At 30.8% G+C, this 12,511-nt stretch carries 16 protein-coding genes; all 16 read left to right on the top strand.

What is annotated here, in order from left to right; genetic code table 11:
* Window positions 1-37 precede the first annotated feature (37 nt).
* Entirely contained in the window at window positions 38-670 is a 633-nt protein-coding gene (locus HMPREF1222_RS07560; protein WP_016518910.1) for a GyrI-like domain-containing protein, read from the top strand.
* A gap of 51 nt (window positions 671-721) precedes the next feature.
* The gene (locus HMPREF1222_RS07555) at window positions 722-919 is read left to right on the top strand and encodes a hypothetical protein (protein WP_016518909.1); all 198 of its coding nucleotides are present in this window, start codon (window positions 722-724) and stop codon (window positions 917-919) included.
* Window positions 906-1,247, top strand: a complete 342-nt coding sequence (locus HMPREF1222_RS07550; protein WP_016518908.1) for a type II toxin-antitoxin system PemK/MazF family toxin — start codon at window positions 906-908, stop codon at window positions 1,245-1,247. The genes HMPREF1222_RS07555 and HMPREF1222_RS07550 overlap by 14 nt, the downstream gene beginning before the upstream one ends.
* Window positions 1,248-1,370: 123 nt before the next feature.
* On the top strand, window positions 1,371-1,595 hold the full coding sequence (locus HMPREF1222_RS07545; protein WP_016518907.1) for a DUF3781 domain-containing protein: 225 nt from the start codon (window positions 1,371-1,373) through the stop codon (window positions 1,593-1,595).
* Window positions 1,596-1,607: 12 nt separating this feature from the next.
* Window positions 1,608-2,183 carry an SAP domain-containing protein gene (locus HMPREF1222_RS07540; protein WP_016518906.1) on the top strand — a complete coding sequence of 192 codons (576 nt, stop codon included), beginning with the start codon at window positions 1,608-1,610 and terminating at the stop codon, window positions 2,181-2,183.
* Between the two features lie 166 nt (window positions 2,184-2,349).
* Window positions 2,350-2,721, top strand: a complete 372-nt coding sequence (locus HMPREF1222_RS07535; RefSeq protein WP_016518905.1) for a type II toxin-antitoxin system RelE/ParE family toxin — start codon at window positions 2,350-2,352, stop codon at window positions 2,719-2,721.
* Window positions 2,718-3,008 (top strand): helix-turn-helix domain-containing protein, encoded by a 291-nt coding sequence (locus tag HMPREF1222_RS07530; RefSeq protein WP_016518904.1) that lies wholly within the window; start codon window positions 2,718-2,720, stop codon window positions 3,006-3,008. The genes HMPREF1222_RS07535 and HMPREF1222_RS07530 overlap by 4 nt, the downstream gene beginning before the upstream one ends.
* A gap of 109 nt (window positions 3,009-3,117) precedes the next feature.
* Entirely contained in the window at window positions 3,118-3,657 is a 540-nt protein-coding gene (locus HMPREF1222_RS07525) for a ClbS/DfsB family four-helix bundle protein (protein WP_016518903.1), read from the top strand.
* Window positions 3,658-3,779: 122 nt separating this feature from the next.
* Window positions 3,780-3,974 carry a hypothetical protein gene (locus HMPREF1222_RS07520; protein WP_016518902.1) on the top strand — a complete coding sequence of 65 codons (195 nt, stop codon included), beginning with the start codon at window positions 3,780-3,782 and terminating at the stop codon, window positions 3,972-3,974.
* Window positions 3,974-4,375 carry a type II toxin-antitoxin system VapC family toxin gene (vapC, locus tag HMPREF1222_RS07515; protein ID WP_016518901.1) on the top strand — a complete coding sequence of 134 codons (402 nt, stop codon included), beginning with the start codon at window positions 3,974-3,976 and terminating at the stop codon, window positions 4,373-4,375. Before HMPREF1222_RS07520 ends, vapC begins: the two co-directional genes overlap by 1 nt.
* A gap of 198 nt (window positions 4,376-4,573) precedes the next feature.
* Window positions 4,574-5,353, top strand: a complete 780-nt coding sequence (locus HMPREF1222_RS07510; protein WP_016518900.1) for a CPBP family intramembrane glutamic endopeptidase — start codon at window positions 4,574-4,576, stop codon at window positions 5,351-5,353.
* 232 nt (window positions 5,354-5,585) lie between these two features.
* Window positions 5,586-6,383 carry a TM2 domain-containing protein gene (locus HMPREF1222_RS07505; RefSeq protein WP_016518899.1) on the top strand — a complete coding sequence of 266 codons (798 nt, stop codon included), beginning with the start codon at window positions 5,586-5,588 and terminating at the stop codon, window positions 6,381-6,383.
* Between the two features lie 187 nt (window positions 6,384-6,570).
* Window positions 6,571-7,029, top strand: a complete 459-nt coding sequence (locus tag HMPREF1222_RS07500) for a GNAT family N-acetyltransferase (protein ID WP_038076986.1) — start codon at window positions 6,571-6,573, stop codon at window positions 7,027-7,029.
* A 173-nt stretch (window positions 7,030-7,202) separates the two neighbouring features.
* A complete protein-coding gene (locus tag HMPREF1222_RS07495; RefSeq protein WP_016518897.1) occupies window positions 7,203-7,655 on the top strand; it encodes a hypothetical protein in 453 nt (150 codons plus the stop codon).
* A 197-nt stretch (window positions 7,656-7,852) separates the two neighbouring features.
* Window positions 7,853-10,867, top strand: a complete 3,015-nt coding sequence (locus tag HMPREF1222_RS07490; protein WP_016518896.1) for an Eco57I restriction-modification methylase domain-containing protein — start codon at window positions 7,853-7,855, stop codon at window positions 10,865-10,867.
* On the top strand, window positions 10,864-12,489 hold the full coding sequence (locus HMPREF1222_RS07485; RefSeq protein ID WP_016518895.1) for a class I SAM-dependent methyltransferase: 1,626 nt from the start codon (window positions 10,864-10,866) through the stop codon (window positions 12,487-12,489). The genes HMPREF1222_RS07490 and HMPREF1222_RS07485 overlap by 4 nt, the downstream gene beginning before the upstream one ends.
* The last annotated feature ends 22 nt before the right edge of the window (window positions 12,490-12,511 follow it).

The raw sequence follows: 12,511 nt of genomic DNA, 5'->3' as shown, positions 1-12,511 counted from the left end.
GTGGACTGCCCTTCGGGCAGCTATTATGGAGAAAAGAATGGCATTTGATTTCAAGAAAGAATACCGGGAATTTTATCTTCCCAAAAATAAACCAGAAATTGTAACAGTTCCAAAAATGAATTATATTGCAGTTAGGGGAAAAGGAAATCCAAATGAAGCAGGCGGCGCTTATCAGCGGGCAGTTGGAGTATTATATGCGGTAGCGTATACTCTAAAAATGAGTTACAAGACTGATTATAAAATTAACGAATTTTTTGAATATGTTGTTCCTCCGTTGGAAGGTTTTTGGTGGCAGGCCGGGATTGACGGCGTAGACTATTCAGACAAATCAAGCTTCAATTGGATTTCGGTAATTCGTATTCCAGATTTTGTTACAAAAAAAGATTTTGATTGGGCTGTAAAGACTGCTGCTGAAAAGAAAAAAATCGATTGCTCCTCTGCGGAATTTCTATCGATTGAAGAAGGCTTGTGCGTTCAGATAATGCATAACGGTTCTTATGACGATGAACCGACAAGCGTAAAAATTATGGATGATTTCATTCGATCAAATGGATATGAAAACGATATGACGGAAAAACGTTTGCACCATGAAATTTATCTTTCAGACCCCAGAAAAAGTTCTCCGGAAAAATGGAAAACGGTCATCAGGCATCCGATAAAAAAAACATAATTTTGTGAAAAATTGTTTGAAATATGGTATAATGAAAGTTGGAGGTGCAATATGTCAGATACCGCTTACGCAGATTTTACGGAACAAGTACTTTCTCTTTCCTATGAACAGACAATTATTTTAATGGAAAAAATGCTCGAGTCTTTGAAAAAAAAACGGAATGAAGAAAACTATGCCGAAATGGAAACTGATATTGCCCGAGGTTCAATGAACACTATGTGGGAGGAATTAAAAAATGACACATGGTGAGATATGGACAATTGATTTTGGGCAGCCGGTAGGCAGTTTGCCGTCAAAAATACGTCCTGTCGTCGTAATGCAAAATGATTTGCTCGGAATAAAAGATCTGAATACAGTTGTGGTAATTCCTTTTACTTCGAATCTAGACCGAGCAGATTTTGAGCCTAATATTCTTATTGAAAAAGAAGAAACTGGGCTTTCGAAAGATTCGGTCGCAGTAATTCATCTTATTGGTGCGGTAAATAAATTTTGCCTTGAAAAGAAGGTGTCAAGACTTTCCGAAGAAAATTATCAGAAGCTTGTGGAAGCTGTGGTAAAATTGGTTGCAAATGAGTAAAAAATCACATAACAAGTAGCTCAAAGCCGACAAACGGGACAAGCCCGTTTGCGGTTTAGCTACATAGTTAGATGGACATGCTGTCGCATGCAAAATAAAATAATATGCGGATATACAATCATTATGGAACACATTTCTGAAATTCTGTATAAAAATTCAGAAAAAATTCATACAACTGAAATGGGTATTGAGCGAATAAAACATAATCTTGATTTAGATACCAAAGATGTTATTGAGCGGTGTAAAAAGAAAATTCTTGATAAGAGAAGTTCAATAATCAAAAAAGGAAAAAATTGGTATATAAGTATCGAGGATATTATGATAGCTGTTAATGCATACAGTACATAAGAAAAAAGCTATATGACAATAAAAGAATTCGAGAATAAATATTGGCACATGAGTGAACTCAAAGCATTAGCAAAATCGCTTGAAATTCCTTTTGATTTAAAAATACGAAAGGATCAGCTTGAAAAGATGATTATTCATTTTTTGGAAACCGGAACAGTAAATAAAAAGAATAATTATTGGAGTAAAAGCCGGAATAGAGACATATTGAATGGTCATACTTATGTTGAAAATTTTACCAACAAAAAAGCAACATGGGAATTCATACATAGTGAGATGGATAAACGGATTCCGGGATTAAAACCGAAATCAGGGGCAAAATATTGGCTTAATCGATGGATTGAAGACAAACTTTCTCATGGTGAAAAAATAACGTATAATGATGTCATTTGTGAATACATTCGATTAAACAAAACTGAAGAAAAGCTTCCCCAAATTCCATCCTGTAAATTTAATAATTTCATCAGTGATTATCTGGCAAATGAAAAAAATGCAACAAGAGAAGAGGCATTAGACGCGTGGAGTAAGCTAAAAGCTATGAAGGCAAAAAAAGATTATATAACGTGGAAAAAGGACAAAAATACAATTTAATCTAAAATCCGCTTTAACTTGTATTTTAGAAAGGATCGAGCATTGAGAAGATCAGAAATTTGTCGTTAAGGAACCATTTTGATATTCCGCCTACCTAATATCTTTTTGTGATGCAATGCGTCATCTTGACAAATATAGGATATAACCAATATAATTAGATTGAGAGATGGCAAATAATTGGATTGTTGAATTCTATGAAACAAAAGCAGGTGAAAAACCAAGTTTAGATTTCATAAATACGCTTGAAATCAAGCTTAAGGCTAAAGTGTTCCGTGATTTAGGATTACTGGAAAATAAAGGGAATGAGTTAAGATTGCCATATTCCCAGCACATTGATGACGGTATATTTGAGTTAAGAACAATTCAAGGTAACAATATAGTAAGGCATTTGTATTTCTTTATCATTGAAAAGAAGATAATCATAACGCATGGTTTTCGAAAGAAAACGCAAAAAACACCACTTTCAGAAATACAAAGGGCAAAAGATTATCGAACTGACTACTTGAATAGAAATCTGGAAGCAGGAGGAAAGAAATGACATTAACAGAGGCATTAAAAGAACAAATGAAAGATGAAACTTTCAGAAAAGAATATGAATCTCTTGGACCGGAATATGAACTTATCAGTTCATTAATTGATGCCAGAAAATTAAGTCATGTTACGCAAAAACAACTTGCCGATGCAACTGGAATTGCTCAATCAGATATAAGCAAAATAGAGAATGGTTCTGGAAATCCGACAATAAAGATTTTGAAAAGGCTTGCAGACGGACTGGGAATGAATTTGAAGATAGAATTTATTGCTAAAACTAAAGTATCGATATAAATAAAGCATCTAACACCCGCTTCAACCTGACATTGCCTTTGCGGCAATGCAGGTTAAGCGAATGTTAGGCGGACGGCTCTACTAGAGCTGCTTTGGGATAGGAGGAACTATGGCACGGGCAAGAAATAAAGATGATTTACTGAAATTTGCTACGGAAAATTATTCAAAATTGATGGATATTATTTCTAAAATGACTGAAAATCAAATGAACACGTTTTTTGATTTTTCCGGCGATAAAAGTAAAAAAGAAGCTCATTGGGATCGTGATAAAAATGTGAGAGATGTCTTAATTCATTTGTATGAATGGCATCAACTTATGCTGAAATTCATAGAAAATAATGCTGACGGAAAAAATAATATTCCGTTTTTGCCGGATGAGTATTCTTGGAAAACCTATGGTGCAATGAATGTTATGTTTTGGAATCGGCATCAGAATACAAGTCTTGAAAGTGCAAAAGTAATGCTTGCAGAAAGTCATAAAAAAATTCTTGCACTGGCTCATAAATATTCCAATGAAGAACTTTTTACAAAAAAATATTTTTCATGGACAGGAACAACCGATTTAAGATCATATTTTGTAAGTACGACTTCAAGTCATTATGATTGGGCTATTAAAAAGATAAAATTGCATTGTAAAAAAATTGTATAAAAACTAGACTATACGCTAGAAATTTGCTAAAGCTCGCAGAGTTGCGATACATTCCTGTCATTTTTTATAGTAGAAAAATTATCAGAATAATAGTATAATTATGGACTGTAAGGAGGTTGTTGATGGTAGAAACAGCTCTTAAAAAAAAAGCGATGGATTATTTTGCAATGCTTGATAATGAACAGGCACAGATGGTTATTTCATACATAGAAACAATTGAATTGCCCTCTGAAAAACGAAATCGTACTCTTGCCGACCTAAAGGGTAAAATTCAGTTTGCTGATGGATATGACTATAAAGCAATGCGGAGTTCTTAATGGTTTTAGTAGATACTTCTGTGCTGATCAATTTTTTTCGTGGCAAGGAAACTGTTGGTACAGCATATTTTGAAAAATTGCTTGAGGAACAAAAACATTTTTGCATCAATGAATTCATTTATCAAGAGATTCTGCAAGGTTCAAAAGACGAAAAAGAATTTGCTATTTTGAAATCTTATTTAATGAATGTACCGTTATATTTGCTAAAACGTGGTATTCAATCCTTTGAAAATGCTGCTCTGTTGAATTTCCGTTGTCGTAGAAAAGGTGTTACAATTCGTAGTACGGTAGATTTGCTGATTGCAGAAACTGCGATTGAAAATAATATTCCGCTTCTACACGATGATGACGATTTTACTAATATGGCTCGAATTATTACGGAGTTAAAGCTGGTTGTGTAGATGATAACGCCTAACACAGTTTTCAAAGCCGACAAACAGGACAAGCCTGTTTGCGGTTTAAAACAATGTGAGACGTACGCCTAATGGCGGTAGGATAAGGTTTAGTGAGATTGACGTTTCTTGAGGTAGGCGGAGACAGAACTAATCTATAACATTTATTTTAACGATAACGAAAAAAATAAGTTTAGAGGAAATAAAATGAATAAAAAAGTAGTATTTTTTAATTTGATGAACTTACTAATAACCTTTATTCTTGCTATGATATTCGGAGGTGCTACACAAAATATCAGAGGTAATGAATTACTATTAGGCTCTGTTACAATGGTTACAGTACAATTATCTCCATTGATAACAACTTTAATTTTTAGAAAAAAATATAATGAAAGAAAATTTTATGCTTATAAATTAAATAGATACTCAGTAATAGCTATTATATTTCCAATAACACTGATTTTACTATCTTCATTTATACTTGATTTAATGGGAATACCGTATGTTAAATCAGAATACACGGGGTATTTGTTACTAATTGGTATTATAGCTACTATTGTCGGATCTATTAGTGAGGAAATTGGTTGGAGAGGAACTTTATTACAAATTTTTGAAAATAAATATACTTCGTTTACCGGTTCACTATTTGTTGGAATACTTTGGGGGGCATGGCATTTCTTCAAAATAATGAACGTCGGATTCGTAGGATACCTATTATTTATCCCTACGGTTATTATGCTTAGTATTTTTATCACATATTTTTATAAGAAATCAAAAAACAATATTTTAAATGCAATTTTTTATCATACTTTTTTTAATTTATCAAATATGATTCTTTTATTTGAAAGAGAATCAATACAATTATATTTAACTATATTAGGTGTATCTGCATTGTTACTCATATTATTGTTTATGTATGATAGAGAGTATTTTAAATTAAAAGAAAGCATAGAAATTTCGGGAATCGGGAACAGGAAAAATGGATAAAATTTTTCTAGTCACTATAGACAGGATGTGATTTTGCTTTAGCTTGTTTACTGAAGATAGGTCTAATCTGCTGCTTGGTCATATGGCCGATTAGTTATTATAGTAGAAAGATTTAATTTCTTATCTTGTAGTAGTCTAGATTGCAAACGAGTAGTTTTGATGGTATTATGAGGAAAGGTCGAAAAGATGTTAGGACGACACGCCTAACGGCGTGCAAAATTCAGGAGAATTAATGAATAAGTTTTCAAAAGTTACAGGATTAATTGCATTTTGGACAGAACTAAGTTTACTTATTGCAATAATTCTTTTAATTTTTTTTCAAAAAAGTATTGTAGGAATATATTTGTCATCCTTAGATGAGTATAAAGATATATTTATTGTTCCGTGGCAAGAAATTATTAAGAACTTTATTTTTTTCTTTTTACTGGGAATTTTCTGTTTAAAAAGTAATTCAAATGAAAGGGAGTATGGAATTCTAACACTTTATTTTTATATTCTCATAACAATAATATTTGATAATCCTTTTTCGGTTTCCGCCTTATTTATCGCTGTGTCACAGAAAGGAGTAAATTACCTTACATTTTTTTCTGCATTTAATTCTGCACAGAATTCCATTTTATATATATTTATTCTGATAAGAAATATTTCTTTTATTTTATCAGCAGGTAGTATGATTGTAAAGAGCGAAAGCCGATATTTGGAAATAAAAAATAATAAAAGAATTTCACCAAAAAGTAGAACTTATTTAATACTTTATTCTGCATTTTTAGGTTTTTTAGGAATTGATAGATTCTATATAGGACGAACGGTAATAGGTATTGGAAAATTATTACTTGGATTGATTATTGTTACTGAATTTTTTTTGGTTTTTTGCTATTGGTATTCATTTCTTCTTATAGATAGAAGTGTATTTATTATATTATTAATAGGTTTTGTAAGTATATCAGTGCTCGTAAATAGCATAGATTTCATTCTTGCAGTTTTTGGCAGAATGAAGGATTCTGAAAAAAACTCAGTGAGAAATTGGTAGATTGTCCTAACACCCGCTTCAACGCTGACATTTGTTTTGTCACGAAAGTTGCTTAAAGTGCCTATACGGCACCGCAACTTTCGCGCCAACTTTGCTGCCGCTATGCGCGTCAGCAAAGGCACAAATGCAGGTTAAGCGAATGTTAGGTGGATGCCTTACGGCGCTAAGGAAAAAGATAATAAAGAGTATGATTGAAGAATCAAAAGATGCAGATAAGATTGCTAAACTTAATGAATCTGTTCAGAATCTGCATTATGAGAGATATCCAGAATATTTCAAGCCATATTCATATGACTCTGTTTTACAGTATGTGAAGGAACAATTGTCAAAAGATAATTATCATGCATATATTATTGGCGATCAGAATAATGAGTATGGATATGTTTTATTCTTTGAACAAAATTACATGGAGAATCCATTTAGGAAAGCTTATAAAGGTATTCAAATCGAACACATATGTATTAAAAAAGAATACAGAAATCTAGGTTATGGGAATAAGTTAATGAATTCACTACAAGAATATGCGAATAAAATAGGTGCAACGCAAATAGAGTTATCATATTGGGAATTAAATACAGAAGCAGAACGATTCCATAAAAATGCCGGCTATAAGCGAAACATCAGTTTTGTTGTAAGGAAATTATAGTAGGTTGGTTTTTCTGGTAGAAGAGGAATAATATATTGGTAATTATGTTATTAATTTTAATTGTTACATTTTGCTGTGCAATTATCTCATATATTAAGATTAAAAATGATACTGAGAATCATAATATAAGAATAATTAATAAGATATTATTCATAATTTCAGGAAATATATTTATGTTTATTATAGCAATGGTTATTTCTTGTATATTATGGGAAATGTGTATTCATATACAAACTATTACTGAATTGGATTCAAATGCTTCACTTTATTTATTTATAGTTACACTTTGTATTCTATTGATTCGAGGAAGAAATTTACCTGGGTATTATTTTAAAAGATTTCTGATGAATATATTTACAAAAGAAGAGTCAGAAATAATTACAAGCTGGGCAACTTCAATTTTTTGTTCTACTATAAAATCATTGATCTATCTAGTAGGATTTATATCTGCTCTAATCCTAAATACTATAACATTAAAAAAAGGCATTATAATTTCAGAAGAGATTAAGGATATAGCTGATATTATCAATTATGCAATAATAACTATTATCGCTTTCGATACATCAATTGAAATAATAATTTGTCAAAAAGGGAAAATAATAAAAGAATGGAAAAAGGAAATCTAACACCCGCTTCAACCTGACATTGCGGACAAGCCGCAAATGCAGGTTAAGCAAATGTTAGCTAGACAGCTCGGAGAGCCGCTTTTGGGTGCTATAAAAAAATAAATATTTATCTGTATCTTTAAAAGTTTCACTTTATAGAAAACGTACGGATGTAGATAAAAAAATAAAATTATGGTAATATCTATATAGGTGGTAGGATGTCAAAAATAGCAGAACTTGAAAAGCTCGTAAAAACTTTCTCAGATAATTTTTCTTACTATAAGCAGCCCAAAAATAATTATAACGAACAGACTACACGGGATGATTTTATAACGCCTTTTCTTTGCATTCTTGGTTGGGATGTTTCAAATTCACAAGGTTTACCGCCTCAATATAAAGAAGTTATCCCTGAAAAATATTCCACAAAAAAAGACCGACCAGACTATTCACTCACATTAAAAGGCGTAGCAAAGCTTTTTGTTGAAGTAAAAAAGCCTGCTATTGAAATTCAATTATTGAAGGAACCTGCATTTCAAGCCCGCCGTTACGGTTGGAATGCAGACCATAAAATTGTAATACTTACAAATTTTGAATTTTTGTTAATTTATGATGCAACGATTATTCCTTCTGATACTGATAATGTAAATACAGCTTTATATAAAAAATACAATTTTAAAGAATATGTTGAAAAATTTGACGAAATAAGAAATCTTATATCTAAAGAAACTGTATATTCTGGTAAATTTGATGAAATTTTTTCAGATGAAGTATTCTCTGAAAATCATCACACTCAGAAAGTCGATGTTCATTTTTTATCTCAAATAAATAACTGGCGATTAAAAATTAGTAATTATTTATATCCGAGTTTGCCAAATAATAATGATGAAGATTTTATTGCCGTATTGAATGATAAAGTTCAGTCATTTATTAACCAAATTATATTCTTGCGCATTTGTGAAGATCGAAATTTGCCTTTATATCATAAATTGCTAGAAACAACAAATGACAAAAATGCACTTATAAAACTTTTGAAGGAATCAGATAAAAGATATAATTCAGGTTTATTTGAAGATTGTAGTATTTATTATGATCTTGATGAAAATTTAATCAATGAAATTATAGAAGAACTTTATTATCCTAAAACCCCTTATCTTTTCAATATTATTGAACCGAATTTACTCGGAAAAATTTATGAACAATTTTTGACAAAGAAGTTAGTTGTTGAGTCTGGTAAAATAATATTAACAACCAAAAAAGATTATGCTGACCGCTCTATTGTTTCTACTCCAATCGAAATTGTAAAATATATTGTTGAAAAAACGATTAAACCTTTATGTGAAAATAGGCAGCCTGAAGAAATACTCAATTTGAAAATTGCTGATATTGCCTGCGGTTCAGGAATTTTTCTCGAAGAAGCTTTCGATTATTTAGTAAAATATTGTGAAAGTTGGTATGAGAAAAATGATACATCATATCTTATTGAACTTTCTTCTAACTACAGACAACTACCTTTGGAAGACAAAAAAAACATTTTGCTTTCTTGCATTTATGGAATAGATTTGGATGTTCATGCAGTTGAAGTCGCAAAATTCTCTCTTTTAATAAAATTAATCGAAAATGAAACGGCGCCATCTGTTGTCAACATATCTCCAATTCTTCCAAATTTAGACAAAAATATTAAGTTTGGAAATTCTCTGGTAGAACCTGAAAAATTGGATAAAAATCAACTTTCTGATTTTGAATATCTGTTAATTTCGCCATTCAGTTGGGAAAAAATAAATAATGGAAATAAATTTTCTGCGATTATCGGCAACCCGCCTTATGTAAAAACAGAAGATATGCACAAATTACTTTCTCCAAAAGAGTTCAAATATTATTTAAAAAACTATTCATTGCCCGATAAACAATTTGATAAATATTTTATTTTTATTGAACAGGCTATTAATAAAACTGATAAAAATGGACGTATAGGAATGATAGTTCCAAATAAGTTTTTAAAAGTTAAGTCAGGAAGAAAATTGCAAGAAGTTTTAGCAAAACATAAATATGTTGAACTAATTGATGATTTTGGTGCATCTCAACTATTTCAGCAACAATCTATTTATAGTTGTATCATTTGCCTAAATAAACAGGCAAATGAAAGTTTTATTTATTCCAGTCGAACTTCTTTAAGTGATCTTTGGGGAGGACAATATAACAAATTTATAAAATTTTCGGAAAGTCATTTAAACAAAATTCCTTGGCGGTTATCTCCAGATATTGATTTTATTAATTATTTATGTAAATTTGAAAAATTGTCAAAACCGTTATCGGATTATGCAAAAATATTTAACGGAATACAAACAAGTGCAGAAAGCCTTATTCCTGTTTATTGGTTTTCAAAGGATGAAATACAAAGCGAAGATTCTCAGTTTTATACTATAAAAAAGGAAAATCATATTTATAAAGTTGAAAAGGATATAACCCTTCCATATTTTAAACCAACTGAAAATGATGAAAAAGGACTTGATAGTTACAGTGTTTTAACAACAGATAAAAAAATTATTTTCCCTTATGATAAAAATGGAAAACTTTACAGTTTGGATGTTTTACGCAATAGATTTCCAAATACTTTAAATTATTTGCAAGCATATTATACTCGCCTTGAACCGAAGCAGGTGAACTCAGATGCTAAAAGAGATGTTCCTGATTCAACTAAAGATACGTGGTATCAATATGGAAGAAATCAAGGATTAACATCATTTATTGACACCCCCAAATTAATTGTCGGTGTTCTAAGAAAACTTAACCAAGCAATGTATGCTTATGATAATAACAATATGCTTATAGCATCAGGAGGAACAGCAGGCTATTGTGCTATTGCAGAAAAAGAAGGCTCTCCGTATAAACTTTCTTATATTCAAGCATGGCTTGCGAACCCGCATACAGAAAAGTATGTAAGGCTTGTGGGTAGTATATTCGAGGGTGATTATTATGCACGAGGAACTGCATTGTTAAAAACTATACCATTTATACCGCTTGATTTGAATAATAAAGATCAAAAAAAAATATACAATTCAGTTATTGAAAAAACAAAAAGGATTTTTGAAATAAATAATCTATTAAACTCTAAAAAAGATAAAAAATCTGTTGAATTGTTTACCAGAGAAAAACAAGATTTAATTGTTGAGATTCAGCACGAGACAGATAAAGTCTGGAATTTAGAATTTCTTTGTGATAGAGAGAATATATGAAATTAAAAGTAAATAATTCAGAACAGAAATTAAGAGGTGCATATTATACGCCGTTTGAATTAGCTGATAAAATTGTTAAGTTATTCAATTTATCAAATATAAAAGATATACTAGAACCAAGTTGCGGTGACGGTGTTTTTATAGATGCCTTAGTTAATAATAAATTTCTTTCCACCAACAAAAAAATTACAGCAGTTGAAATAGAAAAGAAAGAACTAAGAAAAGTCGAGAAACGTTATACACATCAATCTTCACTTAATTTAGTCCATGATGATTTTTTAAGCTTCCATGAAAGGGTAAAAAATAAACAGCACTTTGATTTAATTATAGGTAATCCTCCTTATATTAGATATCAATATTTGACTGAAGAACAAAGAGCTATAGTATCAGAAATCATTCAAGAAAATGGAATGAAACCCAATAAACTGATAAATATTTGGGTCTGCTTTTTAGTTGCCTGTACAAAAATGCTTTCAGAAAAAGGAAAAATCGCTTTCATTATTCCGGCAGAATTACTTCAAGTTACTTATGCGGAAGAAGTAAGATTATTTCTTTCAAACCAATATTCAAAAATTACTCTTATCACTTTCAAAACTCTTGTGTTCCCTGATATTCAGCAGGAAATTGTTGTATTTATCGGGGAAAAAGGAGAAGAAAAAAAAGGAATCCGCATAATAGAAATGCACGATTTGGAAGATTTCTCAAATCTTAATTTAGACTCAAATGGATTTATTCCTCTTCAGTATGTAAAAGAAAAATGGACACGATACTTCATAAGCAATAAAGAAATTGATCTAATCCAAGAATTAAAAGATGACAAGCGTTTTAAAAAATTTTCGGAATTTGGAACGATAAATGTAGGAATAACAACAGGAAATAACGATTATTTTTCTATTGATAAAAAACTGAAAGAAAAGTATCAACTTGCTGATAGTTTGCTACCTTTAATAGGGAGAAGTTCTCATGCTTATGGAATTTATTTTACAAAAGAAGATTGGCAAATAAATTTCGATAAGGGGAAAAAATCACAACTTTTAAACTTTCCTAATGCTCCTTTTGAGAAATATCCTCAAGGCTATAAAGACTATATTAAAAAAGGTGAGGAAGCCGAAATTAACAAAGGTTATAAATGCAAAATCCGTGATCGTTGGTATATAATACCATCAGTTTGGGTTCCGGATGCTTTTTTCTTGCGACGAAATAACCTTTATCCAAAGTTTATTCTAAATAAATGTCATGCTGTTTCTACGGATACAATGCATAGAATGAAATTTAACGCAGGAGTAAATCCTGATTTGCTTCTCATTTCTTACTATAACAGTATTTCTTTTGCTTTTAGTGAAATATGTGGAAGAAGTTATGGTGGTGGTGTTTTAGAAATTTTACCGCGAGAAATGGGAAATATATTAATTCCTGATGTAAAGTCATTGCCACAAGTTACATTAAAAGAACTTATATCAAAAGTTGATGAAATTGTCAGAAATAATAAAGACATTGAGGAAGCTTTAGACTTAGTTGATAATGAAATTCTTATAGGTGTATTAAAAATTGAACAAAGTATATGTGTGAAAGCAAGACAAATCTGGAAAAAAATGCAAAAAAGAAGATTGGGAAGGGGATAAGGTTACTATAAAAGGAGCAATC

Origin of the sequence: Treponema vincentii F0403, assembly GCF_000412995.1 — a bacterium.
Classification (GTDB): Bacteria; Spirochaetota; Spirochaetia; order Treponematales; family Treponemataceae; genus Treponema; species Treponema vincentii.
This window is presented reverse-complemented; position numbering and strand designations above follow the sequence as displayed.

Excerpts from the sequence above, each read along its gene's own strand:
- HMPREF1222_RS07560 (WP_016518910.1), top strand. The coding sequence starts at position 38 with ATGGCATTTGATTTCAAGAAAGAATACCGGGAATTTTATCTTCCCAAA.
- HMPREF1222_RS07555 (WP_016518909.1), top strand. The coding sequence starts at position 722 with ATGTCAGATACCGCTTACGCAGATTTTACGGAACAAGTACTTTCTCTT.
- HMPREF1222_RS07550 (WP_016518908.1), top strand. The coding sequence starts at position 906 with ATGACACATGGTGAGATATGGACAATTGATTTTGGGCAGCCGGTAGGC.
- HMPREF1222_RS07545 (WP_016518907.1), top strand. The coding sequence starts at position 1,371 with ATGGAACACATTTCTGAAATTCTGTATAAAAATTCAGAAAAAATTCAT.
- HMPREF1222_RS07540 (WP_016518906.1), top strand. The coding sequence starts at position 1,608 with ATGACAATAAAAGAATTCGAGAATAAATATTGGCACATGAGTGAACTC.
- HMPREF1222_RS07535 (WP_016518905.1), top strand. The coding sequence starts at position 2,350 with ATGGCAAATAATTGGATTGTTGAATTCTATGAAACAAAAGCAGGTGAA.
- HMPREF1222_RS07530 (WP_016518904.1), top strand. The coding sequence starts at position 2,718 with ATGACATTAACAGAGGCATTAAAAGAACAAATGAAAGATGAAACTTTC.
- HMPREF1222_RS07525 (WP_016518903.1), top strand. The coding sequence starts at position 3,118 with ATGGCACGGGCAAGAAATAAAGATGATTTACTGAAATTTGCTACGGAA.
- HMPREF1222_RS07520 (WP_016518902.1), top strand. The coding sequence starts at position 3,780 with ATGGTAGAAACAGCTCTTAAAAAAAAAGCGATGGATTATTTTGCAATG.
- vapC (WP_016518901.1), top strand. The coding sequence starts at position 3,974 with ATGGTTTTAGTAGATACTTCTGTGCTGATCAATTTTTTTCGTGGCAAG.
- HMPREF1222_RS07510 (WP_016518900.1), top strand. The coding sequence starts at position 4,574 with ATGAATAAAAAAGTAGTATTTTTTAATTTGATGAACTTACTAATAACC.
- HMPREF1222_RS07505 (WP_016518899.1), top strand. The coding sequence starts at position 5,586 with ATGAATAAGTTTTCAAAAGTTACAGGATTAATTGCATTTTGGACAGAA.
- HMPREF1222_RS07500 (WP_038076986.1), top strand. The coding sequence starts at position 6,571 with ATGATTGAAGAATCAAAAGATGCAGATAAGATTGCTAAACTTAATGAA.
- HMPREF1222_RS07495 (WP_016518897.1), top strand. The coding sequence starts at position 7,203 with ATGTTTATTATAGCAATGGTTATTTCTTGTATATTATGGGAAATGTGT.
- HMPREF1222_RS07490 (WP_016518896.1), top strand. The coding sequence starts at position 7,853 with ATGTCAAAAATAGCAGAACTTGAAAAGCTCGTAAAAACTTTCTCAGAT.
- HMPREF1222_RS07485 (WP_016518895.1), top strand. The coding sequence starts at position 10,864 with ATGAAATTAAAAGTAAATAATTCAGAACAGAAATTAAGAGGTGCATAT.